Raw genomic sequence first — 22,819 nt, forward strand, 5'->3', positions numbered from 1 at the left:
CGGGTCCGTCGGGTGCTGCGGGTACGTCGCGCCGGGCCGGGTCAGAGCTGGCCGAGCTCACCGACCGAGGTGACCCGGATGACGGCCCGGCCCTCCTCGTCGGACGCCGCGAGGTCGACCTCGGCGCTGATGCCCCAGCCATGGTCCCCGTTCGGGTCGGCGAAGGTCTGGCGGACGCGCCACAGACCGTGCGCCGGGTCCTCCTCGATCTGCAGGAGCTTGGGGCCGCGCGCATCGGGGCCGGTACCCAGGTCGTCGTACTCGTCCCAGTACCCGTCCATGGCGTCGCCCCAGGCGTCGGCGTCCCAGCCGGATTCGGCGTCCAGCTCGCCCAGCACGTTGACGTGGTCCAGGGCCGCCAGTTCGACCCTGCGGAACATGGCGTTGCGGACCAGCACGCGGAAGGCGCGGGAGTTCGCCGTGACCGGCTTGACCTGATCGGCCTTCTCCTGGGCCTGCTCCGCCGTCTCCACCTCCGGGTTCGCCAACTGCTCCCACTCGTCCAGCAAGCTGGAGTCGACCTGACGGACCAGCTCGCCCAGCCAGGCGATGAGGTCCTGGAGGTCCTCGGACTTCAGGTCGTCCGGGATGGTGTGGTCCAGCGCCTTGTACGCGCCGGCCAGGTAGCGCAGCACGATGCCCTCGGTGCGGGCCAGCTCGTAGTAGGACGTGAACTCGGTGAAGGTCATCGCCCGCTCGTACATGTCGCGGATGATCGACTTCGGGGAGACGGGGTGGTCCCGGACCCACGGGTGGCTCTTGCTGTACACGTCGTAGGCGTGGAGCAGCAGCTCTTCGAGGGGCTTGGGATAGGTGACCTCCTGGAGCCGCTCCATCCGCTCCTCGTACTCGATCCCGTCGGCCTTCATCGCACCGACCGCCATGCCGCGTTCCTTGTTCTGCTGCGCGGCGAGGATCTGGCGCGGGTCGTCCAGGGTCGACTCCACGACCGAGACCATGTCCAGCGCGTAGGAGGGGGACTCCGGGTCCAGCAGGTCGAAGGAGGCCAGGGCGAAGGTCGACAGCGGCTGGTTCAGCGCGAAGTCCTGCTGGAGGTCGACCGTGAGCCGGATGGTGCGGCCCTCGGCGTCCGGGGTGTCGAGCTTCTCCACGACGCCGCCGTCGAGCAGCGAACGGTAGATCGCGATGGCCCGGCGGATGTGCCGCAGCTGAGCCTTGCGCGGCTCGTGGTTGTCCTCCAGCAGGTGGCGCATGGCCTTGAAGGCGTCGCCCGGCCGGGCGATGACCGACAGCAGCATGATGTTGGTGACCTTGAAGCGCGAGGTCAGCGGCTCCGGGTCGGCGGCGATCAGCTTCTCGAAGGTGGTGTCCGACCAGGCCACGAAGCCCTCGGGGGCCTTCTTGCGGACCACCTTGCGGCGCTTCTTCGGGTCGTCGCCCGCCTTCGCCAGGGCCTTCTCGTTCTCGATGACGTGCTCGGGCGCCTGCGCGACCACGAACCCGGCCGTGTCGAAGCCGGCCCGGCCGGCGCGGCCGGCGATCTGGTGGAACTCGCGGGCGCGCAGCGTGCGGACGCGGCTGCCGTCGTACTTGGTGAGCGCGGTGAACAGGACCGTGCGGATCGGGACGTTCACGCCCACGCCGAGGGTGTCGGTACCGCAGATGACCTTCAGCAGGCCGGCCTGCGCCAGCTTCTCGACCAGGCGCCGGTACTTGGGCAGCATGCCGGCGTGGTGGACGCCGATGCCGTGCCGGACGTAGCGGGAGAGGTTCTGACCGAACTTCGTGGTGAACCGGAAGTTGCCGATCAGCTCCGCGATCTTGTCCTTCTCCTCGCGGGTGCACATGTTGATGCTCATGAGCGACTGGGCCCGCTCGACCGCCTGGGCCTGCGTGAAGTGCACGATGTACACCGGGGACTGTCGGGTCTCCAGCAGCTCGGTGATGGTGTCGGTGATCGGCGTCGTCACGTACTCGTACGACAGCGGGACGGGCCGGGTCGCCGAGCGGACCACCGAGGTGGGACGGCCGGTGCGCCGGGTCAGGTCCTCCTCGAACCGCTTGACGTCGCCGAGCGTGGCCGACATCAGGACGAACTGCGCCTGCGGCAGCTCCAGCAGCGGGATCTGCCAGGCCCAGCCGCGGTCCGGCTCCGCATAGAAGTGGAACTCGTCCATGACGACCTGGCCGATGTCGGCGTACTTGCCGTCGCGCAGGGCGATGGAGGCGAGGACCTCGGCGGTGCAGCAGATCACCGGGGCGTCGGCGTTCACGGAGGCGTCACCGGTCAGCATGCCGACGTTCTCGGTGCCGAACAGCTTGCACAGGTCGAAGAACTTCTCCGACACCAGCGCCTTGATCGGAGCGGTGTAGAAGGTGACCTTGTCCTGGGCCAGCGCCGTGAAGTGGGCGCCCGCCGCGACGAGGCTCTTGCCGGAGCCGGTCGGGGTGGAAAGGACCACGTTCGCCCCGGAGACGACCTCGATCAGTGCCTCCTCCTGCGCCGGGTACAGGGTGATGCCCTGGCCCTCCGCCCACGAGGAGAAAGCCTCGAAGAGGGCGTCGGGGTCGGCGTTCGGCGGGAGCTGATCAATGAGGGTCACACCCCCCATCTTGCCTGGCTTCACCCCGGATGAGGGAACCGGCAGACGGGAGGAAGATCACCGACGGTACGCTGAGCCGTCCGGGCGGCCCGATCGACTCCCTCAACAGGGCCCCACCACCACGGCACTGGGGCGGGAACGAGCATGATGGGTCCGGCGCACTCACTGTCGGGGGCAGCGGCCTGGCTGGGGGTGGGCGCCGCCGCGGCGGCCGCCGGGCACCCGATGCCGTGGCCCGTCCTCGTCGTCGGCGCGCTCATCTGCGCGGGCGCCGCCCTCGCCCCCGACCTCGACCACAAGTCGGCGACGATCTCCCGCGCCTTCGGCCCGCTGTCCCGGGGCCTGTGCGAGGTCGTCGACAAGATCTCCTACGCCGTCTACAAGGCGACCCGCTCACCCCGCGACGCCCGCCGCACCGGCGGCCACCGCACCCTGACCCACACCTGGCTCTGGGCCGTCCTCATCGGCGGGGGCTCCTCCGCCGTCGCGGTCACCGCCGACCGCTGGGGCGTCCTCGCGCTGCTCTTCGTCCACCTCGTGCTCGCCGTCGAAGGCCTGCTGTGGCGGGCGGCCCGGATGTCCAGCGACGTCCTGGTCTGGCTGCTCGGGGCGACCAGCGCCTGGATCCTGGCCGGGGTCCTCGACCAGCCGGGCAACGGCGCGGGCTGGCTGTTCACCGCACCGGGCCAGGAGTACCTGTGGCTGGGCCTGCCCATCCTGCTCGGCGCCCTGGTCCACGACATCGGCGACGCCCTGACCGTCTCGGGCTGCCCGATCCTGTGGCCCATTCCGATCGCCGGGAAGCGCTGGTACCCGATCGGCCCGCCCAAGATGATGCGCTTCCGCGCGGGCAGCTGGGTGGAGCTGAAGGTCCTCATGCCCGCGTTCATGCTGCTCGGCGGAGTGGGCGGCGCCTCCGCCCTCGGCTTCTTCTGAGCGCCCCGGGCCCTGCGCGTCCCGGGGCGCTCCGGGGAGTTCCCGGGCCGTCTGTTCACAGCCGACCCGGACGGACATCATGTGTGCCGACGAGCCGTCGGAGCCGTCGGCCCGCATGACGTCCGGGGGGACCCATGGGCAACACCAGCAGAGCCGTCGGCGCGGGCGTGGCGGGGGCGGTCCTCGCCTCGCTCGCGCTCGCCGCACCGGCACGCGCGGACTCCGGGGACACCGCCGCGGCGCCGGACACCGGGGCCGCCTGCGCACCGGCGCTGCGCGTACTGAAGTCGCTGCCGGGGCCCGACGGCGGCAATCCGTGGCTGCACACCGACCAGGTGAACGGCATCGGCCCGCTCGGCCTGTCCGTCGGGGTGTCCCACGACAGGCCCGCCTACTGGCTCGGCACCGCCGTGCACGCCGTGCCGCTGCCGGCGGGAGCCACCGGGGGCAGCGTGGAGGCCGTCAACCGGCTCGGACTCATGGTCGGCACGCTCACCGGACCCGGCGGCCGCAAGGCCTTCAGCTACCGGCCCGGCGCGAAGGCGGTCACGCTGCTGCCCGGCGGCCAGTACGCCACCGCCGTCAACGACCGGGGCCACGTCGTCGGCCGCCGCCACGACGCCTCGACCGGCGCGAGCACCGGCCTCGAATGGTCCGGCCCGGCCCTGCGCAGGGAACTGCCCGTCCCGCCCGGCTTCCGGCTCGACGAGGTCACCGGGATCAACAACGCCGGGCAGATCACCGGACACGGCTCGGGCCCCACCGGCAACGACGACGAGCCCTACGACATGAACCCGGGCCTGCTCTGGTCCGCCGACACCATGGCCGCCCCCACCCTGCTCCAGCCGGTCGGCGGCAACTACGAGTACTACAGGCCGCAGGCCATCGACGAGAGCGGCCGGATCGTCGGCCACCACTGGTACACCCGGGCCATGCAGGAGACCCCGCTCCTGTGGACGGCCCCGTACACGGAGCCCTCCTACGTGCCCCCGCCGGCCGGGAGCACCAGCGGCACCTTCGAGGACATCAGCCCCCGCACCGGGGTCTCGGTCGGCGCCGCCACCACCTACGACCCGCCCGAGGACACCGTCGTCCGGGCCCAGTACCGGTCCGGCGGCGGCCCGATGCGCGTCCTCCCCGGACTCACGCCCACCGGCTACTCCGCCGCCTACGCCGTCGGCGACGACGACCGCGTCGGCGGGGTCGCGCTGGACGCCGCGCACGTGGCGCACCCTGTCGTGTGGACCTGCGCGGGCCGTCAGGCGTACGAGCCCGTCGCGCCGGCCCGCCGGCCCGGCGGCAGCCCCGTAGGCCCCGCCGGCCCGGCGAAGGCCCCGTAGAGCCCGTAGACCCCGCCGGGCCGGCGGCCGGTCAGCCGTGCCAGGAGCGCCACAGGGCCGCGTACGCCCCGTCGGCCGCCACCAGCTCGTCGTGCGAGCCGAGCTCGCTGATCCGGCCCGCCTCGACCACCGCGATCACGTCCGCGTCGTGCGCGGTGTGCAGGCGGTGGGCGATCGCGATGACCGTACGGCCGTCCAGCACCCGGGCCAGCGAACGCTCCAGGTGCCGGGCGGCCCGCGGGTCCAGCAGCGAGGTCGCCTCGTCCAGCACCAGCGTGTGCGGGTCGGCCAGCACCAGCCGGGCCAGCGCCACCTGCTGTGCCTGCGCCGGGGTCAGTGCGCTGCCGCCCGAGCCGACGTCGGTGTCCAGCCCGGACTCCAGGGCCCGCGCCCAGCCGTCCGCGTCCACCGCGCCCAGCGCCGCCCACAGTTCGGCGTCCCCGGCGTCCGTACGGGCGAGGCGCAGGTTGTCCCGCAGGGACCCCACGAACACGTGGTGCTCCTGGTTGACCAGGGCCACGTGCTCGCGGACCCGCTCCGCCGGCATCCCCGACAGCCGCGCACCACCCAGGGTCACCTCGCCCGTCCGCGGGGCGTAGATGCCCGCCAGCAGCCGGCCCAGCGTGGACTTGCCCGCGCCCGAGGGGCCGACCAGCGCCATCCGGGTGCCCGGCGGCACGGCCATCGACACCTCGTGCAGGACGTCGACGCCCTCCCGGTAACCGAAGCGGACCTCGTCGGCCCGCACCTCGCGTCCCTCCGGGGAGAGCGCGCCGTCGCCGGCCGCCGGTTCGATCTCGTGGACGCCGACCAGCCGGGCCAGCGACACCTGGGCGATCTGCAGTTCGTCGTACCAGCGCAGGATCAGGCCGATCGGATCGACCATCATCTGCGCCAGCAGGGCGCCCGTGGTCAGCTGTCCCACCGACATCCAGCCCTGGAGGACGCAGTAGCCGCCGATCATCAGCACCGAACCCAGGATCGTCACGTAGGTGACGTTGATGACGGGGAAGAGGACCGTCCGCAGGTACAGCGTGTACCGCTCCCAGGCCGTCCATTCCTTGATCCGCTGCTCCGACAGGGCGATCCGGCGCCGCCCCAGGCGGTGCGCCTCGACGGTGCGGCCCGCGTCCACCGTCTCGGTGAGCACCGCCGCGACCGCCGCGTACCCGGCCGCCTCCGAGCGGTACGCCGACGGAGCCCGCCGGAAGTACCAGCGGCAGCCGATCACCAGCACCGGCAGCGCCACCAGCGCGGCCAGGGCCAGCGGCGGCGCGGTCACCGCGAGCGCGCCGAAGAGCAGCCCGGCCCACACCACGCCGATGGCGAGCTGGGGCACGGCCTCACGCATCGCGTTGGCCAGCCGGTCGATGTCGGTGGTGATGCGGGACAGCAGGTCACCGGTGCCGGCCCGCTCCAGGACGCCCGGCGGCAGGCCGACCGAGCGCACCAGGAAGTCCTCGCGCAGGTCGGCCAGCATCTCCTCGCCGAGCATCGCCCCGCGCAGCCGAACCAGCCGCACGAAGCAGGTCTGGACGACCAGGGCCAGCGCGAACAGCAGTGCCACGCGCCCCAGATGGAGTTCGCGCGCCCCCTCCGCGAGGTCGTCCACGACCCGGCCCAGCAGGTACGGGCCGGTCATGGAGGCGACCACGGCGACCGCGTTGACCGTCACCAGGACCACGAAGGCCCGCCGATGGCGGAGGAACAGGCCGCGCACGTAGCCCCGTACGGTCTCCGACGAGCCCACGGGCAGCGTCGCGGCCGTCTCGGGGGCCGCCGGATCGTATTCCGGTGGCGCCACGCCGATCATGCGGATCCCTCGATCTCTGTGAGTGCTTCTTCCAGCCGGACCAGTGCGGCGCCGGTCCGGTCGGTCCCGCCGGTCCCGTCCGTCCCGCCGGTCCTGTCGGGCCCGTCGGGTTCGCGGGTGACGACCGCGCGGTAGCGCGGATCGTCGCGCAGCAGCTCGCGGTGCGTGCCGGCCTTGAGGGCCCGGCCCTCGTGGACGAGGACGACCCGGTCGGCCCGGTCCAGGAGCAGCGGCGAGGACGCCAGCACCACCGTGGTCCGCCCCTTGCGCAGGGCCGTGATCCCGTCGGCGATGCGTGCCTCGGTGTGCGAGTCGACGGCCGAGGTCGGTTCGTCGAGCACCAGTACCTCCGGGTCGGTGACCAGCGACCTGGCCAGCGCGAGGCGCTGGCGCTGCCCGCCGGACAGGGACCGGCCGCGTTCGGTGATCCGGGCGTCCATCGGATCGGTGACCCCGTCGGGCGCCGACTGGAGCAGGGCGTCCAGCACGTCAGCGCACTGCGCCGCGGCCAGTGCCGCCGCGGGCTCCACCGCACCGGAGGCAGGTACGTCGAAGAGCTCGCGCAGCGTCCCGGACAGCAGCACCGGATCCTTGTCCTGTACGAGGACCAGCGTGCGCGCCGTGTCCAGCGCGAGCTCGTCCAGCGCCACCCCGCCGAGCAGCACCGAGGGCCCCTCGGCCGCGGTGTCGCCGGCCGGTACGGGCTGCCCGCCGAGGCGCTCCGCGAGCCGGCCCGCCACGTCCGGATCCCCGCACACGACGGCCGTGAACCGCCCGGCCGGAGCCAGCAGCCCGGTCTCGGGGTCGTACAGGTCCCCGCCCGGCGCGGGCGCGTCCGGCACGGCGGCGTCCGGGCCGGTGGCGGCGTCGGCGTCGGCGTCGGTACGGGTCAGCGACAGCACCCGGGCGGCGCGCTGGGCGGAGGGACGCGAGAAGGAGTAGGCCATGGCGATCTCCTCCACGTTCCTGAGCGGGTAGAGCATCAGGGACACGGCGCTGAACACGGCGACGAGTTCGCCGACGTCCAGCCGGCCGTCCAGCACGAGCGAGGAGCCGTACCAGACGACCGAGATGAGCAGCAGGCCCGGCAGGAACACCTGGATGGCCGAGATCAGCGCCCACATCCGGGCACTGCGCACGGCGGCGGCCCGGACCTGCTGGGAGGCCTCGCGGTACCGGCCGAGGAACAGCTCCTCGCCGCCGATGCCCCGCAGCACCCGCAGCCCCGCGACGGTGTCGGAGGCGAGCTCGGTGGCCTTGCCGGCCTTCTCGCGCTGGAAGTCGGCGCGCCGGGTGGCCCGGGGGAGGAGCGGCAGGGCGGCGAGCGCCAGCACCGGCATGCCCACGGCCACGACGACGCCGAGGGTCGGGGCGTAGAAGACCAGGCCCACGCAGACGATCACGATGGCGAGGACGGCCGCCAGGAAGCGGGAGACGGCCTCCACGAACCAGCCGATCTTCTCCACGTCACCCGTGGAGACGGCGACGACCTCACCGGCGGCGACCCGCCGGGTCAGGGCCGCGCCGAGGTCGGCCGTCTTGCGGGCCAGCAGCTGCTGTACCCGGGCGGCGGCCGTGATCCAGTTGGTGACGGCCGTGCGGTGCAGCATCGCGTCGCCGACGGAGATGGCGATGCCGAGGAGCACGATCGCCGCCCCGACGAGCAGGAGCCGCCGGCCGTCGCCGTCGACGACGGCTTCGACGCCGAACCCGACGGCGAAGGGCAGGCCGGCGATGCCGCAGTGGTGCAGCAGTCCCCAGCCCAGGCTCTTGGCCTGTCCGCCGAGTTGTCCCCTCCCCAGCCACAGGAGGAAGCGGGGGCCGGAGCGGGCGTCGGGTACCCCGGGGTCCGGATACGGAAGATCGCTGATCTGCATGACGCCCCATGACTGGTCGAGTAGTCCAAACCACGCAAGGTTCGCCTTCCGGACCCGGCCCGGGCAATCGATTTTCCGGCCCGGGCCGGGGTCCGGCCGGGGTCCCTGCCGCGCCGGGGCGCGCGCTCCGGAGCGCGTGGACGGCGTACGGGACGGGTGTGGATCCGGAGGACCTCAGGGCCGGGTGGCCCGTTCCAGGGCGAGGAGCACCGAGTGGTAGCCGCGCCCGGTGGCCCGGTCCATGCCCACCTCGCACATCCGGTTCGCCGACAGGTGCGCGTCGAACCGCCGCGCCGTCACCTCCCGCGCCTCCGGGGCCGTCGCCGACGCCGTCAGCTCCGGGTGGAGCATGCCCCGGTCGCCGGCGAAGGCGCAGCAGCCCGCGTCGTCCGGGACGACCACCTCCTCGGCGCAGGCCTCGGCCACCGTCCGCAGCTGCGCCTCGTCGTCCAGGTGCCGCATGGAGCAGGTGGGGTGCAGGACGGCCGATCCCACGGTGCGCAGCACCTCCAGACGCGGCAGCAGTTCCTCGGCCGCCCAGACGACCGAGTCGACGATCCGCAGCCCGGCGTGGAGCGCGCGGTTGTCGTCGGTCAGGTACGGGACGACCTCGTGGGCGAGGCCGAGGGTGCAGGAGGAGGCGTCGACCACCAGCGGGAGCCGGCCCCCGGCCGTCCAGCCCCAGGCGGCCTCGACGGTCCGGTTGGCCATGATCCGGTTGCCGTCCGCGTAGCCCTTGGAGTGCCAGATCGTCGCGCAGCAGGTGCCCGCGACGTCCTCCGGGATCCACACGGGCTTCCCGGCCCGCTCCGACACGGCCACCACCGCCTCCGGGAGGGAGGGCCCGGGATGCCCGTCGGGGTTGCCGAAGATCCGGTTGACGCAGGCGGGGTAGTAGACGGCGGCGGCGCCGGCCCGCCGGGTGGGCGGGAGCCGGCGGGCGGCGGCTCCCGGGATCTGCGGCAGCCACGCGGGCACCAGGTCCGGACGGACGGCCTTGCGCGCGAGCGCCGTCGCGGCCCCCAGCAGCCGGTCCGCGATCGCGTCGGGAACCGCGCCGGCGGCGGCCACGGCCAGCCGGGCGGCGGCCTCCACGGTGCGGAACCGCCGGGCGGCCAGGGCTGCGGCCCGCTCCTCGTGCGGGCCGTGCCGGCGGTGGCGGAAGTCCCGCATCAGCGCCCCGGTGTCGATGCCGACGGGGCAGGCGAGCTTGCAGGTGGAGTCACCGGCGCAGGTGTCGACGGCGTCGTAGCCGTAGGAGCCGAGCAGTTCGTCGAGCACGCGGGAACCGGGCTGCTGCCGCGTCATCTCGCGGCGCAGCGCGATCCGCTGGCGCGGGGTGGTCGTCAGGTCCTCGCTGGGGCAGGTGGGTTCGCAGAACCCGCACTCGATGCAGGGGTCGGCGACCGCCTCCACCCGCGGGATCGTCTTCAGGCCGCGCAGGTGGGCCCGCGGATCCCGGTCGAGGAGGACGCGCGGGGCGAGGATCCCGTCGGGGTCGACGATGCGCTTGGTGCGCCACATCAGCGCGGTGGCCTTGGGGCCCCACTCCAGCTCCAGGAAGGGGGCCATGTTGCGGCCGGTGGAGTGCTCGGCCTTCAGGGAGCCGTCGAACCGCTCCACGGTCAGCCGGCAGAAGGCGTCCATGAACGCCGCGTACCGGGCGACGTCCTCGGGCTTCGCGGCGTCGAAGGCGAGCAGGAAGTGCAGGTTGCCGTGGGCCGCGTGACCGGCGACGGCCGCGTCGAACCCGTGCTCCTCCTGGAGCGCGAGGAGTGCCTCGCAGGCTTCGGCCAGCCGCGCCGGGGGCACGGCGAAGTCCTCGGTGATCAGGGTGGTTCCGGGCGGCCGGGCGCCGCCCACGGCGGTGACGAAGGCCTTGCGGGCCTTCCAGTAGCCGGAGATCGTCCCCGGGTCGCGGGTGAAGGCGTTGGTCACGGAGGCGACGGGCGCGACGAGCTCCAGGGCGGGCAGCACCCCGGCCGCGCGGCGTTCGCACTCCGCGCGGCCCGCCGCGTCCGGAGCCCGGAACTCGACGAGCAGGGCGGCCGTGTCCTTGGGGAGGTCCGCCCAGTCGGCGGGCACGCCCGCGACGCTGACGGAGGCGCGCAGCGTGTTGCCGTCCATCAGCTCGACGGCGAGCGCGCCGGCCTCGTTGAACAGCGGGACGGCGGCCGCCGCGGCGGGCAGCGAGGGGAAGAAGAGCAGGGCGCTCGTGAGCTCGCGGTCGAGCGGGACGGTGTCGAAGACGACCTCGGAGATGAAGCCGAGCGTGCCCTCGGAGCCGACCATCAGGCCGCGCAGGATCTCCACGGGCGTGGTGCCGTCGAGGTAGGCGTCCAGCCGGTAGCCGGTGGTGTTCTTGATCTCGTACTTGGCGCGGATCCGGGCGGTGAGCACCGGATCGGCCTCGATCTCCGCCTTGACCGCCATCAGGGCGCGGCACAGGGCCGGTTCGGCGCGGGCGAGCTCCTCGTCCGCGAGCGGGTCGGCGGTGTCCACGACGGTGCCGGTCGGCAGGACGAGGGTGAGGGAGGAGACGGTCCGGTACGAGTTCCTCGTGGTCCCCGCCGTCATGCCGGAGGCGTTGTTCGCCACGACTCCGCCGACGGTGCAGGCGATGGCACTGGCCGGGTCGGGCCCCAGGATCCGGCCGTGCCGGGCGAGGGCGGCGTTGGCCCGCAGCACGGTCGTGCCCGGCCGGACGCGGGCGCGGCGGCCGCCGTCGAGGACCTCGACGCCCGTCCAGTGGCGGCGTACGTCGACCAGGATGTCCTCGCCCTGGGCCTGCCCGTTGAGGGAGGTCCCCGCGGCGCGGAAGACCACGTCGCGCTGCCTGCCGTGGGCGTAGGACAGGACGGCGGAGACGTCGTCGACGTCCTGGGCGACCACCACGACCTGCGGTACGAACCGGTACGGCGAGGCGTCCGTGGAATAGCGGACCAGGTCGGAGACCTTCCACAGCACCTTCTCGGCGCCGAGCAGTTCGGTCAGCTCCGTGCGCAGGGCGTGGGGGGTGCCGGCGGCCAGCCGGTCCGGCACCCGGTCGGGGGCGGGGACCCCGGGGCCGCGCGGGCGCAGCGCGCCGGGGTCCGGTTCCAGCAGCGGCATGGGCGATCCCCGATCCGTCCCGGCGGTGCCCGGCCGGCACCGCTCCCGGTGACGGCGCCGGAGCGCGGATCAGCAGGGGCGCTCCGCCGCCGGTACGTCCGTCAGCGTGTTCAGCAGGCCGCCGAGCACCTCGCGCTGTCCGGCGGTCAACGGAGCCAGGATCTCCTCTGCCGCGTCGGTTCGCGCGCTGCGCAGACGGCGCAGCGTGGCGCGGCCGGTTTCGGTGAGCTCGATCCGGATGACGCGCCGGTTCGCCGGGTCGGGTGCCCGGCGGACGCAGTCGGCGGCCTCCAGGCCGTCCACCAGGGTGGTCACGGCCCGCGGCACGACCTCCAGACGCGCGGCGAGATCGGCCATCCGGGGCGGCCGGTCGCCGCCGTGGTGCGCGACGAGCCGCAGCAGCCGGCCCTGCGCCGGGGTGATCCCGAGCGGCTCCATGTGGCGCTTCTGTATGCGGTGGAGCCGCCGCGTCAGACGCAGCAGCTGCTCGGCGAGGACGCCGTCTGTGGTGTCGCTCTCGGACCCGGTGCTCATACTGGGAACAGTACCAGGACCCGATTCATTGTGAGCATAGGTAACAATGAGCTAAGCTCATCGGAGTCTCGCCAGAAGGAGGCCCATGCGCCCCGAAGAACCGAAGTGGACACCATCGAACGAAGCCCTCGACCCCTCCCTGCCCGGCCCCGCGGAGCGCCCGCGCGAGCTGCGCCGGATCGTGGGGCTCTTCCGGCCCTACCGCGGCCGGCTCGCCGTCGTGGGCGCGCTGGTCGCCGCCTCCTCGCTGGTCGGCGTCGCCTCGCCGTTCCTGCTCAAGGAGATCCTGGACGTCGCGATACCCGAGGGCCGCACCGGCCTGCTGAGCCTGCTCGCCCTGGGCATGATCCTCACCGCCGTGGTCACCAGCGTGTTCGGCGTGATCCAGACGTACATGTCCACCACCGTCGGCCAGCGCGTGATGCACGACCTGCGCACCGCCGTCTACGCCCAGCTCCAGCGGATGCCGCTGGCCTTCTTCACCCGCACCCGCACCGGCGAGGTGCAGTCGCGCATCGCCAACGACATCGGCGGCATGCAGGCCACCGTCACCTCGACGGCCACCTCCCTGGTGTCGAACCTGACCGCCGTGATCGCCTCCGTCGTCGCGATGCTCGCCCTCGACTGGCGGCTCACCGTGGTTTCCCTGCTCCTGTTGCCCGTCTTCGTGTGGATCAGCCGCCGGGTCGGCCACGAGCGCAAGCGGATCACCACGCAGCGGCAGAAGCAGATGGCCGCGATGGCGGCCACGGTCACCGAGTCCCTCTCGGTCAGCGGGATCCTGCTCGGCCGCACCATGGGCCGCTCGGAGTCCCTCACCGCGGCCTTCTCCGACGAGTCCGAGAAGCTGGTCGGGCTCGAAGTGCGCTCCAGCATGGCCGGGCGCTGGCGGATGTCCACCATCGGCATCGTCATGGCCGCGATGCCCGCGCTCATCTACTGGGCGGCCGGCATCGCGCTCCAGACGGGCGCCCCCTCGCTCTCCGTCGGCACCCTGGTCGCCTTCGTCACCCTCCAGCAGGGCCTGTTCCGGCCCGCCGTGAGCCTGCTGTCGACCGGTGTGCAGATCCAGACCTCCCTCGCCCTGTTCGCCCGGATCTTCGAGTACCTCGACCTGCCGGTGGACATCACCGAGAAGGCCGAGCCGGTCCGGCTGGAGCGGGCGAAGGGCGAGATCCGGCTGGAGGACGTGCACTTCGCGTACGAGGCCAAGAACGGCCCCACGCTCACGGGCATCGACATCACGGTTCCGGCGGGCGGCTCCCTCGCCGTGGTCGGCCCGACCGGGTCCGGCAAGAGCACCCTGAGCTACCTGGTGCCGAGGCTGTACGACGTGACCGGAGGGCGGGTCGCCCTCGACGGGGTGGACGTGCGCGACCTCGACTTCGACTCCCTCGCCCGTTCCATCGGCGTGGTCTCGCAGGAGACGTACCTCTTCCACGCCTCGGTCGCCGACAACCTGCGCTTCGCCAAACCGGACGCCACCGAGGAGGAGATCGTCGAGGCCGCCCGCGCGGCCCAGATCCACGACCACATCCAGTCCCTGCCCGACGGCTACGACACCCTGGTCGGCGAGCGCGGCTACCGGTTCTCCGGAGGCGAGAAGCAGCGCCTGGCCATAGCCCGCACCATCCTGCGCGATCCGCCGGTGCTCATCCTCGACGAGGCCACCAGCGCCCTCGACACCCGTACGGAGCACGCGGTGCAGCGGGCCATCGACCACCTGTCCCGCGGCCGCACCACCATCACCATCGCGCACCGCCTCTCCACCGTCAGGGACGCCGACCAGATCGTGGTGCTGGACGGGGGCCGCATCGCCGAGCGCGGGACGCACGAGGAACTGCTCGGGGCCGGGGGCCGCTACGCCGCGCTGGTCCGGCGCGACCGGGACGCCGCGCTGACGCCCGGAGCGGTCCGCACGGCGGCCGGGGACGCCGGACGGGGCTCCGCCGAAGAGCCCGTACCGACTCCGGTGAACGTGTGATCATCTGACCGGCGCAGGGTGCCATGCCGGAAATGCCACACTTCGCCGGTTAGCGTGCCCGTATGCGTCATGAGTACCGGCAGCCGCAGCGCCGCCCCCGGCTCACCCGCCGGGGCCGTCTGGCGCTCTTCCTCGGCACGCTGATCGCGCTCGGGGCCGCGGTCCTGATACCGCTGTTCCAGCGCGCGCAGGCGCCCGAGAAGCCGCGCCAGCTCGCGATCCCCGAGGGATGGCGCGCGCAGCAGGTGTACGCCGCGATCGACCGCGAGCTGAAGCTCCCGGCGGGCTCCGCCAAGGCGGCCGTCGCCACGGCCGGGCTGGACCTGCCCCCGGAGGCGAAGGGCAACCCCGAGGGCTACCTCTTCCCCGCGACGTACCCGGTGACCTCCGAGACCACCCCGGGCGCGCTCCTCGCGTACATGGTGCGGACCGCCCACCAGAAGCTCGCCACCCCCGCCGTCGCCGACGGCGGCAAGGCGCACGGCATGACCCCCTACCAGACGGCCACCCTCGCCAGCATCATCGAAGCGGAGGCCGACACCCCGGCGGACATGGGGAAGGTCGCCCGGGTCGTGCACAACCGGCTCGCGAAGTCGATGCCGCTCCAGATGGACTCCACCGTCAACTACGCGCTGAACCGCAGCACGGTGGACACCAAGCTCAGCGACACCCGCATCGACCACCCCTTCAACACCTACGAGCGCCAGGGCCTGCCCCCCACGCCGATCGACAGCCCCGGCCTGCGCGCCATGGCGGCGGCGGTCGCGCCCACCCCCGGGGACTGGCTGTTCTTCGTCACGGTGAAGCCGGGGGACACCCGCTTCTCGGCCACCTACGACGAGCACAAGAAGCACGTCGCGGAGTTCAACCGGCTGCGTGCCGCGGCGGAACCGTCCCCCGCCCGCGGGACCTGAGACCCGGCCGGGCCGTTACCGGGCGAGCGAGGGCGCCGGGGTCCGGTCCGCCAGCAGGCGGCGGATCTCGCGGACCGCGGCGCCGCCCGCGCGGTTGGCGCCGACCGTCGAGGCGGAGGGTCCGTAGCCGCTGAGGTGGATCCGCTCGTCGCGCACCGCCCTGGTGCCCTCGACGCGGATGCCGCCACCGGGCTCGCGCAGCCGCAGCGGCGCCAGGTGGTCGACGGCGGCCCGGAAGCCGGTGGCCCACAGGATCACGTCGGCGTCCACGCGCCGGCCGTCCGCCCACTCGACGCCGGACGGGGTGATCCGGTCGAACACCGGGAGCCGCTCCAGCACCCCCGAGTCCAGTCCGGCCCGGACGGCCCCGGTCAGCGCCAGGCCGGTCACGCTCACCACGCTCCGCGGCGGCAGCCCCCGGCGGACCCGCTCCGCCACCCGGGCCACCGCCTCCCGGCCCTCGGCCTCGCCGAAGGGGCCGTCGCGGAACACCGGCGGCCGCCGCGTCACCCAGGTGGTCTCCGCGGCCACCTCGGAGATCTCCAGCAGGTGCTGGACCGCCGAGGTGCCGCCGCCCACGACCACGACCCGGGCCCCGGCGAACTCCTGCGGCCCCGGATAGCCGGCGGTGTGCAGCTGCCGCCCCCGGAACAGCTCCTGGCCCGGGTAGCGCGGCCAGAACGGCCGGTCCCAGGTGCCGGTGGCGTTGATCAGGGCCCGCGCGGACCAGGTCCCGGCCGAGGACTCCACCAGGAGCCGGCCCGCGACCCCCTCGCGCACGGCCGTGACGTCCACGGGGCGGGGTACGCGCAGGCCGAAGCGCTCCTCGTACGCGGCGAAGTACTCCCCGATCACCTCGGAGGAGGGCCGCAGCGGATCAGCTCCGGTCAGTTCCATGCCGGGCAGCGCGTGCATGCCGTGCACCTTGCCGTAGGTCAGCGACGGCCAGCGGAACTGCCAGGCCCCGCCGGGGCGCGGCGCGTGGTCGAGCACCACGTGGCCGATGCCGGCCCGGGCCAGGTGGTAGGCGCCGGACAGGCCCGCCTGCCCGGCGCCGACGACCACGACGTCCACCTCTGCCGGTGCTTCCGCGTACCGCGCCGTTTCGTTCACGGTTCTACTAACCCGGGACGGTCACCCGGTCTTCCCGTCCGGCGAGGAGGCCGCGCGCCGCCAGTTCCGGGGTCACGCCCTCGCCGAACCAGTAGGCCTCCTCCAGGTGCGGGTAGCCCGACAGCACGAAGTGCTCGATGCCCAGCGCGTGGTACTCCTCGATCCGGTCCGCGACGTCGGCGTGGCTGCCGACCAGGGCCGTCCCGGCCCCGCCCCGCACCAGCCCGACGCCCGCCCACAGGTTCGGGGAGATCTCCAGCTCGTCCCGGGAGCCGCCGTGCAGGGCCAGCATCCGCTGCTGCCCGACCGACTCGCTCACCCCGAGCAACGACTGGGCGGTGGCGATGTCCGCGTCGGACAGGTCCCCCAGCAGCCGGTCCGCCGCGCCCCACGCCTCCTTCGCCGAGTCCCGTGAGATGGTGTGCAGCCGGATGCCGAAGCGGACCGTCCGTCCCCGCTCCTCGGCCAGCGAGCGGATCCAGTCGATCTTCTCCTTCACCTGCCGCGGAGGCTCCCCCCACGTCAGGTACACGTCGGCGTGCTCGGCCGCGACCGGACCGGCCGCCGCCGAGGACCCGCCGAAGAAGATCTCCGGCAGCGGGTCGGGCGGCAGCGCCGTCAGCCCGCCGTCGATCCGGTAGTGCTCACCCCGGAAGTCGTACGGCTTCCCGCCCCAGACGCCCCGTACGACGGAGAGGAACTCGGCGGTCCGCTCGTACCGGCGGTCGTGGTCGAGGTGGTCCCCGAAACGCCGCTGCTCCGCCGAGTCCCCGCCCGTCACCACGTTCAGCAGCAGCCTGCCGCGGGTGATGCGCTGGTAGGTGGCCGCCATCTGCGCGGCCAGGGTCGGCGAGATCACCCCCGGCCGGAAGGCCACGAGGAACTTCAGCCGCTCGGTGTGCTGCGCCAGCGCCACCGTCGTCAGCCAGGCGTCCTCGCACCAGGTCCCGGTCGGCGTCAGCACCGCCTCGAAACCGAGCCGTTCGGCCGCCTTGGCGATCTGGGCGAGGTACTCGATGTCGGGCTCCCGCACCCCGGCGGCCGCCCGGTTGGCGGCGTAGGCGTGCCGGTCGACGAGGGTGCGGCCGTCACCCCCGGTCGGCAGGAACCAGTGCAGGCGGACGGTCATCAGGAGTCCTTCCCGTACGAGCGGGGGGCGGTGTCGGAGGGCGGCAGGTCACGGTTGAAGCGGGTGTCCACGAAGTCCTTGAAGACGACCTTGCCGGGGATCAGCTTCAGCTCGGTGAAGGTGTCGGCGATCTTCTGCTCGGAGGCCACGGCCGCGTCGTCCACGGCGACGGTGACGCGGGTGCCGTTGCTGCGCTTGACCGCGTCGAAGGCCACCTCGTACGGCAGTCCGGTCTCCTTCGACCACACCTTGGCCCACTCCTCCGGGTGCTTGAACACCCAGTCCTGGGCGCGCTGGACCCGCTGGAGGTAGTCGGCGATGGCCTTGCTCTTCGCGCCGTCCTCCAGCGCGGACGGCGCGGCGACCTGGAAACCGAGGCCGTTGACGAGCCCCTCGCCGGAGGTGAGCACGCGCGCGCCGCCGCGCAGCACCTGGGAGGTGTACGGATCCCAGACCGCCCAGGCGTCGACCTTGCCGCTGTTGAACGCGGCCAGCGCGTCCGCCGGCTGGAGCAGGGTGATCTGCACGTCGGACGGGGCCATGCCGGCCTGCTGGAGGCTCGCGATCAGCTGGAAGTGCGCCGAACTGCCCTGGGCCACCGCGACCTTCTTGCCGCGCAGATCGCCGGCCGACCGCAGCGCGGAGTCCTTGGGCACGAGGATCGCCTCGCCCGCCGAGGAGCCGTGCGTGGCGCCCACGACGGCGATCTTCGACTTGGCGGCCGCCGCGAAGACGGGCGGGGTGTTGCCCACGCCGCCGATGTCCACGGCCTTGGCGTTGACCGCTTCCAGCAGCGGCGGACCGGAGGTGAACGTGGACCACTTGATCGTGTAGTCGAGGCCGTCCAGCTCACCGGCCGCGCGCAGCAGGGACTCGTAGCCGCCCTTCTGGTCACCGACGCTGAGCGTGACCTTGGCCCCGCCCTTGGCCCCGTCCGAGGAGGAGGGCGCCGAGCCGCTGTCGGCGGAGGCTCCGGCGCACGCCGTCAGGACCAGGGACAACGGGATCAGGGAGGCGAGCAGGGGCAGGGAGTTGCGTCTCATGTCGGTTCTCTTCGGTCTCTCGTGCACGGGCGGAAGGAAAGCGGGGGTGGGGGAGGGGGAGCCGGGTTCAGCCGACGCCGAGTTCACCGAGGAGCCGGGTCCGCAGTTCCGCGAACCCCGGGTCGCCGACCGAGCGCGGCCGCTCCAGTGGCACCTGGGCGTCGTAGGCGATCCGGCCCTCGTCCATCACGAGCACCCGGTCGGCGAGCAGCAGGGCCTCGTCCACGTCGTGGGTGACGAGCAGCACCGCGCAGCCGCGCCGCTGCCACAGCTCGGCCACCAGCTGCTGCGCCTTGATCCGGGTCAGCGCGTCGAGCGCCCCGAACGGCTCGTCCAGCAGCAGCAGATCGGGTTCGCGCACCAGCGCCCGGGCCAGCGACGCCCGCTGCGCCTCGCCGCCGGACAGCGTCTTCGGCCAGGCGTCGGTGCGGTGTTCCAGGCCCACCTCGGCCAACGCCCGCTCGGCCCGCTCGCGTTCGGGACGCCCGGGCAGCCCGAGGAGGACGTTGCGCCACACCCGCTTCCAGGGCATCAGCCGGGGCGCCTGGAAGGCCACCGCCCGCCGCTCGGGGACGAGCACCAGGCCCTCGATCTCGCGGTCCAGACCGGCCAGGATCCGCAGCAGGGTGGACTTCCCGCAGCCGCTGCGTCCCAGGAGCACGGTGAACTCCCCGGCGCGCAGCGCCAGATCGAGTCCGTCGATGACGGCCCGCCCGTCGAAGGCCCGGGTGAGGCCCTCCACCCGTACGGCGGCCCGGGGGATCACTGCCCCTTGAACGTCGGTCGCCATTGCAGCAGCAGCCTTTCGAGAGTACGGACGACGAGGTCGGCGGAGAGGCCGAGGAAGGCGTAGACGACCAGGCAGACGACGATCACGTCGGTACGGAAGAACTCCCGCGCCTGGTTCATCAGGAACCCGATCCCGGCGTCCGCGTTGATGGACTCCCCGAACACCAGGGCCAGCCAGGCCGTCGCCAGCGAGTAGCGCAGCCCGGTCATGAACCCGGGCAGCGCCCCGGGCAGCACCACGTGCCGTACCAGACCCCACCGGCCGAGCCCGAGGGCGCCGCCGGCCTCGATGAGCTGCTCGTCCACGCCGCGGATGCCGGCGTACACGTTCAGGTAGAGGTGGAAGGCCGTGCCGAGGGCGATCAGCGCCACCTTCGGCGCCTCCCCGATGCCCATCCAGATGATGAACAGCGGGATCAGACCGACCCAGGGCACCGTGCGCAGCATCTGCACGCTGGCGTCGATCAGGTCCTCGCCGAGCCGTGACAGCCCCGACAGCAGGGCGAGCACGGTGCCCGCGGTGCCGCCGATGACCAGGCCGACCGCCACGCGCTGGAGGGAGATGCCCATGGCCGCGGGCAGGGTTCCGTCCCCGATCAGGCCGATGGCCGCGTCGGCGATCGTCGACGGCGGCGCGAGCGTGTCCACGGGCAACACCCCGAAGGTGCTGGCCAGTTGCCACAGTGCGAGCAGGAGCAGCGGTCCGGTGGCCCGGCGCACCCAGCGCGGTACCGGTGTGCGCCGCGCGGAGGACGGCACCACGGGTACGAGGGCGGGAGCGGAGTCGGGTTCGGAGGCGGTGGCGGTACCGGCGGGCTGAGCGGCCGCCCCGGATCCCGTTTTGGGGGATATGTCGGGCGGCGCGTGGCCGATGCTCATGGAGGCTCCACGGAAGGGGAGAGGCGAGGAGGCGCACGCACCCGCACCGGCGCCGCACCGGTACGCCGCAGCGCAGGGCTACGGGACCGGTACGGCCGGGGAGTTCAGGGCGTGCGGAAGCCGAGCGCGGAGCGCTCGTGACACGAACGGGAAAAGGGCGTCAGCAGCCGCGGCGACACGCGGCGGAGGCCACCCGCAGCAGGTCGATGTGACCGCGCGTGGTGAGGAGGGCTGAACGCAACATGCGGCAGAACGTAGCCACCCGGGCGCCGGGGGGTCAATGCCGTCTCGACCACTGGACACCGCGTCTCCGATATCGGGACGCCGGGTCCGTCTGAACGGGGCGAACACCCGCGGAACGGACCTCGTCCGCAGGGTGCGGCCACGCGGGCGGCCGGCCGCGTACGCGACGAGCCGCGGGCGGGGCGGGCGCGCGGCCCGCCCCGCCCGCGGCGGGGGTGAACGTCCGACGGCCGCCGCGGCGGGCGGCCCGTCGAGGGGGCACCGGTCAGGCCGAATCCCTGATCCAGGCCGCCAGTTGCTCCGGGGTGGTCGAAGGGTCCGCCACCAGCGTGGCGAGTTCGTCCTCCCGGAAGGTGGCCGTGGTGACGGCCGGGCAGCGGTGGCAGGCGTCCACACCCGTCTGCTGCCACCACTGGCACCGGGCGCGGAGGTGGCACCGTGGGACCGCGCGGGTGTCCGCGTCGGCCGCGGGCAGGGCCAGGACCCGTTCCACCAGCGCGCAGTCGTCGCCCCGCCGGTTGACGCAGGCCGAGACGCAGTGCGAGGCGAAGCGCAGGACCCGCGTCGGCTCGATCCCGTCCGGCAGGGTGGACAGGACCTCCGGCGCCGGGACGGGATCGGCGAGGTACACCACCCGGCCGTCGGCCGCCGAACGGACACCGAGGACGACGGACTCGGGAGCCCGGGCCTCGCCGCTCGGACACCAGGTCGGCGCCGCGGCCGCGCTCTGCTCGCTTCCCACGGTGCTCACCGTCCCGTCAGCCTTCGATCGCGTCGTACGACTCGAGCACCTCACGGCCCACGGGGCCGCCTATGGTGCCCTGGAGCCCGAGGGCCTGCTCGTGCGCCACCGCCTGCGCGAGGTTCTCGTGCAGCTGCTCCACGGACGTGATCCGCGCGCCGGACGACGTGCGGTCGGCCGCGTTCGCCGCGCCGACCGCGGTGATCGCGATCCCCGCGGCCATCACGACCGCGGCGCCGCCGGCCGCCAGTTTGTTCTTCTTCATCTCCATCGAGCCCTCTCCTGGTCCGGGGCGGCGTGCTTCCCGCCGCCGCCGAGGCCCGAGACTAGGAGCGGAATTCGGCCCAAAGGGGCAGTTTCCAGGGGCAGTTGGCCCCGCCGCAGCTCAGCGCGGCGCGGCCGGACGTGAGGTCAGCGCGGCCGCAGCGTCGCCGGGACCGGCCCCACCGGCTGGAGGGTCAGGCCGGGGAACACCTTCGCCGGCACCGGCCCGGTGTCGAGGTGGAAGCGCTGCCCCAGCACCGCCAGCACCAGAGCCGCCTCGACCAGCGCGAACCGGGCCCCCAGACAAGCCCGGGGTCCCCCGCCGAAGGGGAACCAGGCGTGCTCGGGCACCGGCCGCGGGGCGTCCGCGTCCCACCGCTCGGGCCGGAAGGCCAGCGGCTCGGGGAACCAGCGGGCGTCACGGTGCACCGACCACGGGCTGGTCCACACCGAGGTCCCCGCCGGAACCGGCCGTCCGCCGAGCCGCGCGCCCTCGCCGGCCACCGCCGAGATCAGCCAGATCGGCGGGTAGATCCGCAGGGCCTCCTTGACCACCTGCCGCGTCCAGGGCAGCCGGGCGTAGTCCTCGTACCCGGGCAGCCGCCCGCCGAGCACCCGGTCCAGCTCCTCCGACAGCCGGGCCCTGGCCTCCGGTGCCCCCGACAGGAGCTGCCAGGCCCACGTCAGGGTCGTGGAGGTGGTCTCGTGGCCGCCGATGTACAGGGTCACGGCCTCGTCCCGCAGTTCCCTGCGCGACAGCGGCTCCCCGTGTGCGCCGCGGGCCGCGAGCAGCCGGCTCAGCAGGTCGTCGCGTTCCTCACCGGCCGCGGCGGCCGCCTCGTGCTCCCGTACGACGTGCTCGATCTCCCGGTCGAGGACCGCTACCGCCGCGCGCATCCGGCGCCGCCCCGGCGTGCGCACCCACGGAGGCAGGAACAGCGTCAGCCCCCGGAACTCCGCCCCCAGCTCCCGCTGCGCCGTGGCCATGGCGGCGCTGATCGGAGCCTCCCGGCCGGCCGCGTCGCCCCCGAACAGGGTGCGCACCGCGATCCGTTGGGTGAGTCCGGCCATCTCCCGGTGGACGTCGATCCGGGCGCCCGGAGCCCAGCCGGAGGCGAGGGCGTCCGCGCACTCCACCATCGTGGCGGCGTACGCGCGCACCTGCCGCGGCCGCACCGCGGGCTGGACCAGCGCCCGCTTGCGCCGCCAGTCGTCCCCGGTGGCGACGACCACCCCGTTCCCGAGGAGGCTGCGGAACGCCCAGCCCAGTTCGGTCGGCCGGAAGGTGTCCTCGACGGCGCCGAGCAGTTCGCCGGCGTGCTCGGGCCGGGAGACCAGCACGTTGCGGCGGGGTCCGAGGGCCCACGGCACCCAGTCGCCGTACTCGTCGCGCAGGGACTCGAAGAAGGCCAGCGGATCGCGGGCGAAGGCCGGCAGGTTCCCGACGAGGGGCCACCGGCGCGGTCCGCGCTCGGCTCCCCGGGACAGCGGTGGGGCGGTCACCGGGGCATGGTGCCAGCGCCTGCGGAAGGGCGCCAGGGTCC

The 22,819-nt window shown here is 73.6% G+C and carries 18 protein-coding genes; 4 read left to right on the forward strand and 14 right to left on the reverse strand.

The genetic code is table 11. The features are described 5' to 3' along the window. Positions 1–41: 41 nt before the first annotated feature. Entirely contained in the window at positions 42–2,564 is a 2,523-nt protein-coding gene (locus AC07B0_RS05175; protein WP_356870287.1) for a DEAD/DEAH box helicase, read from the reverse strand. Positions 2,565–2,708: 144 nt separating this feature from the next. Between AC07B0_RS05175 and AC07B0_RS05180 the strand changes: the two genes are divergently transcribed. Both AC07B0_RS05180 and AC07B0_RS05185 read left to right on the forward strand, forming a co-directional pair. Beyond that, positions 2,709–3,500, forward strand: coding sequence for a metal-dependent hydrolase (locus tag AC07B0_RS05180; protein WP_469377605.1), 792 nt, complete (start codon positions 2,709–2,711; stop codon positions 3,498–3,500). A gap of 134 nt (positions 3,501–3,634) precedes the next feature. Next, positions 3,635–4,840 carry a hypothetical protein gene (locus AC07B0_RS05185; RefSeq protein WP_478896824.1) on the forward strand — a complete coding sequence of 402 codons (1,206 nt, stop codon included), beginning with the start codon at positions 3,635–3,637 and terminating at the stop codon, positions 4,838–4,840. Between the two features lie 31 nt (positions 4,841–4,871). On the opposite strand, the gene AC07B0_RS05190 is transcribed toward AC07B0_RS05185, so the two are convergent. The 4 genes from AC07B0_RS05190 to AC07B0_RS05205 form a co-directional block, all read right to left on the reverse strand. Further along, positions 4,872–6,653 carry an ABC transporter ATP-binding protein gene (locus AC07B0_RS05190; protein ID WP_467293738.1) on the reverse strand — a complete coding sequence of 594 codons (1,782 nt, stop codon included), beginning with the start codon at positions 6,651–6,653 and terminating at the stop codon, positions 4,872–4,874. Beyond that, complete coding sequence (locus tag AC07B0_RS05195) at positions 6,650–8,530, reverse strand: ABC transporter transmembrane domain-containing protein (protein ID WP_478896827.1); 1,881 nt, start codon at positions 8,528–8,530, stop codon at positions 6,650–6,652. The genes AC07B0_RS05190 and AC07B0_RS05195 overlap by 4 nt, the downstream gene beginning before the upstream one ends. A gap of 174 nt (positions 8,531–8,704) precedes the next feature. After that, a complete protein-coding gene (locus AC07B0_RS05200; RefSeq protein WP_478896829.1) occupies positions 8,705–11,641 on the reverse strand; it encodes an FAD-binding and (Fe-S)-binding domain-containing protein in 2,937 nt (978 codons plus the stop codon). A 69-nt stretch (positions 11,642–11,710) separates the two neighbouring features. Next, positions 11,711–12,175: a MarR family winged helix-turn-helix transcriptional regulator gene (locus tag AC07B0_RS05205; protein ID WP_469377596.1), complete on the reverse strand. Its 465-nt coding sequence runs from the start codon at positions 12,173–12,175 to the stop codon at positions 11,711–11,713. Positions 12,176–12,260: 85 nt separating this feature from the next. On the opposite strand from AC07B0_RS05205, the gene AC07B0_RS05210 reads away from it, so the two are divergent. Both AC07B0_RS05210 and mltG read left to right on the forward strand, forming a co-directional pair. Next, on the forward strand, positions 12,261–14,159 hold the full coding sequence (locus tag AC07B0_RS05210) for an ABC transporter ATP-binding protein (RefSeq protein WP_478896831.1): 1,899 nt from the start codon (positions 12,261–12,263) through the stop codon (positions 14,157–14,159). Between the two features lie 62 nt (positions 14,160–14,221). Next, a complete protein-coding gene (mltG, locus tag AC07B0_RS05215) occupies positions 14,222–15,073 on the forward strand; it encodes an endolytic transglycosylase MltG (protein ID WP_356870303.1) in 852 nt (283 codons plus the stop codon). A 15-nt stretch (positions 15,074–15,088) separates the two neighbouring features. Here the strand turns inward: mltG and AC07B0_RS05220 are convergent, their stop codons facing one another. The 9 genes from AC07B0_RS05220 to AC07B0_RS05260 all read right to left on the reverse strand — a co-directional run bounded on the left by AC07B0_RS05220 (position 15,089) and on the right by AC07B0_RS05260 (position 22,778). Continuing rightward, a complete protein-coding gene (locus AC07B0_RS05220; RefSeq protein ID WP_478896833.1) occupies positions 15,089–16,186 on the reverse strand; it encodes an NAD(P)-binding domain-containing protein in 1,098 nt (365 codons plus the stop codon). 7 nt (positions 16,187–16,193) lie between these two features. Then, positions 16,194–17,315 (reverse strand): LLM class flavin-dependent oxidoreductase, encoded by a 1,122-nt coding sequence (locus tag AC07B0_RS05225; protein WP_356870307.1) that lies wholly within the window; start codon positions 17,313–17,315, stop codon positions 16,194–16,196. Beyond that, positions 17,315–18,358, reverse strand: a complete 1,044-nt coding sequence (locus tag AC07B0_RS05230) for an ABC transporter substrate-binding protein (protein ID WP_478896835.1) — start codon at positions 18,356–18,358, stop codon at positions 17,315–17,317. Before AC07B0_RS05230 ends, AC07B0_RS05225 begins: the two co-directional genes overlap by 1 nt. Positions 18,359–18,425: 67 nt before the next feature. Beyond that, positions 18,426–19,148 (reverse strand): ABC transporter ATP-binding protein, encoded by a 723-nt coding sequence (locus AC07B0_RS05235; RefSeq protein ID WP_478866863.1) that lies wholly within the window; start codon positions 19,146–19,148, stop codon positions 18,426–18,428. Further along, positions 19,121–20,026, reverse strand: a complete 906-nt coding sequence (locus tag AC07B0_RS05240) for an ABC transporter permease (protein ID WP_356870313.1) — start codon at positions 20,024–20,026, stop codon at positions 19,121–19,123. Before AC07B0_RS05240 ends, AC07B0_RS05235 begins: the two co-directional genes overlap by 28 nt. Before the next feature lie 160 nt (positions 20,027–20,186). Then, positions 20,187–20,270, reverse strand: coding sequence for a putative leader peptide (locus AC07B0_RS05245; RefSeq protein WP_349817350.1), 84 nt, complete (start codon positions 20,268–20,270; stop codon positions 20,187–20,189). Positions 20,271–20,534: 264 nt separating this feature from the next. Then, a complete protein-coding gene (locus AC07B0_RS05250; RefSeq protein ID WP_356870315.1) occupies positions 20,535–21,020 on the reverse strand; it encodes a hypothetical protein in 486 nt (161 codons plus the stop codon). A gap of 7 nt (positions 21,021–21,027) precedes the next feature. Then, the gene (locus AC07B0_RS05255) at positions 21,028–21,282 is read right to left on the reverse strand and encodes a hypothetical protein (protein ID WP_356870317.1); all 255 of its coding nucleotides are present in this window, start codon (positions 21,280–21,282) and stop codon (positions 21,028–21,030) included. Positions 21,283–21,422: 140 nt separating this feature from the next. Continuing rightward, the gene (locus tag AC07B0_RS05260; protein WP_356870319.1) at positions 21,423–22,778 is read right to left on the reverse strand and encodes a cytochrome P450; all 1,356 of its coding nucleotides are present in this window, start codon (positions 22,776–22,778) and stop codon (positions 21,423–21,425) included. Positions 22,779–22,819 lie beyond the last annotated feature (41 nt).

The sequence above is a fragment of the Streptomyces sp. NPDC044704 genome, assembly GCF_056433525.1.

What these genes read in the sequence shown, in the direction of transcription:
- AC07B0_RS05180 (WP_469377605.1), top strand. Translation starts at nt 2,709, where the DNA reads ATGATGGGTCCGGCGCACTCACTGTCGGGGGCAGCGGCCTGGCTGGGG.
- AC07B0_RS05185 (WP_478896824.1), top strand. Translation starts at nt 3,635, where the DNA reads ATGGGCAACACCAGCAGAGCCGTCGGCGCGGGCGTGGCGGGGGCGGTC.
- AC07B0_RS05190 (WP_467293738.1), bottom strand. Translation starts at nt 6,653, where the DNA reads ATGATCGGCGTGGCGCCACCGGAATACGATCCGGCGGCCCCCGAGACG.
- AC07B0_RS05195 (WP_478896827.1), bottom strand. Translation starts at nt 8,530, where the DNA reads ATGCAGATCAGCGATCTTCCGTATCCGGACCCCGGGGTACCCGACGCC.
- AC07B0_RS05200 (WP_478896829.1), bottom strand. Translation starts at nt 11,641, where the DNA reads ATGCCGCTGCTGGAACCGGACCCCGGCGCGCTGCGCCCGCGCGGCCCC.
- AC07B0_RS05205 (WP_469377596.1), bottom strand. Translation starts at nt 12,175, where the DNA reads ATGAGCACCGGGTCCGAGAGCGACACCACAGACGGCGTCCTCGCCGAG.
- AC07B0_RS05210 (WP_478896831.1), top strand. Translation starts at nt 12,261, where the DNA reads ATGCGCCCCGAAGAACCGAAGTGGACACCATCGAACGAAGCCCTCGAC.
- mltG (WP_356870303.1), top strand. Translation starts at nt 14,222, where the DNA reads ATGCGTCATGAGTACCGGCAGCCGCAGCGCCGCCCCCGGCTCACCCGC.
- AC07B0_RS05225 (WP_356870307.1), bottom strand. Translation starts at nt 17,315, where the DNA reads ATGACCGTCCGCCTGCACTGGTTCCTGCCGACCGGGGGTGACGGCCGC.
- AC07B0_RS05230 (WP_478896835.1), bottom strand. Translation starts at nt 18,358, where the DNA reads ATGAGACGCAACTCCCTGCCCCTGCTCGCCTCCCTGATCCCGTTGTCC.
- AC07B0_RS05235 (WP_478866863.1), bottom strand. Translation starts at nt 19,148, where the DNA reads ATGGCGACCGACGTTCAAGGGGCAGTGATCCCCCGGGCCGCCGTACGG.
- AC07B0_RS05240 (WP_356870313.1), bottom strand. Translation starts at nt 20,026, where the DNA reads ATGAGCATCGGCCACGCGCCGCCCGACATATCCCCCAAAACGGGATCC.
- AC07B0_RS05245 (WP_349817350.1), bottom strand. Translation starts at nt 20,270, where the DNA reads ATGTTGCGTTCAGCCCTCCTCACCACGCGCGGTCACATCGACCTGCTG.
- AC07B0_RS05255 (WP_356870317.1), bottom strand. Translation starts at nt 21,282, where the DNA reads ATGGAGATGAAGAAGAACAAACTGGCGGCCGGCGGCGCCGCGGTCGTG.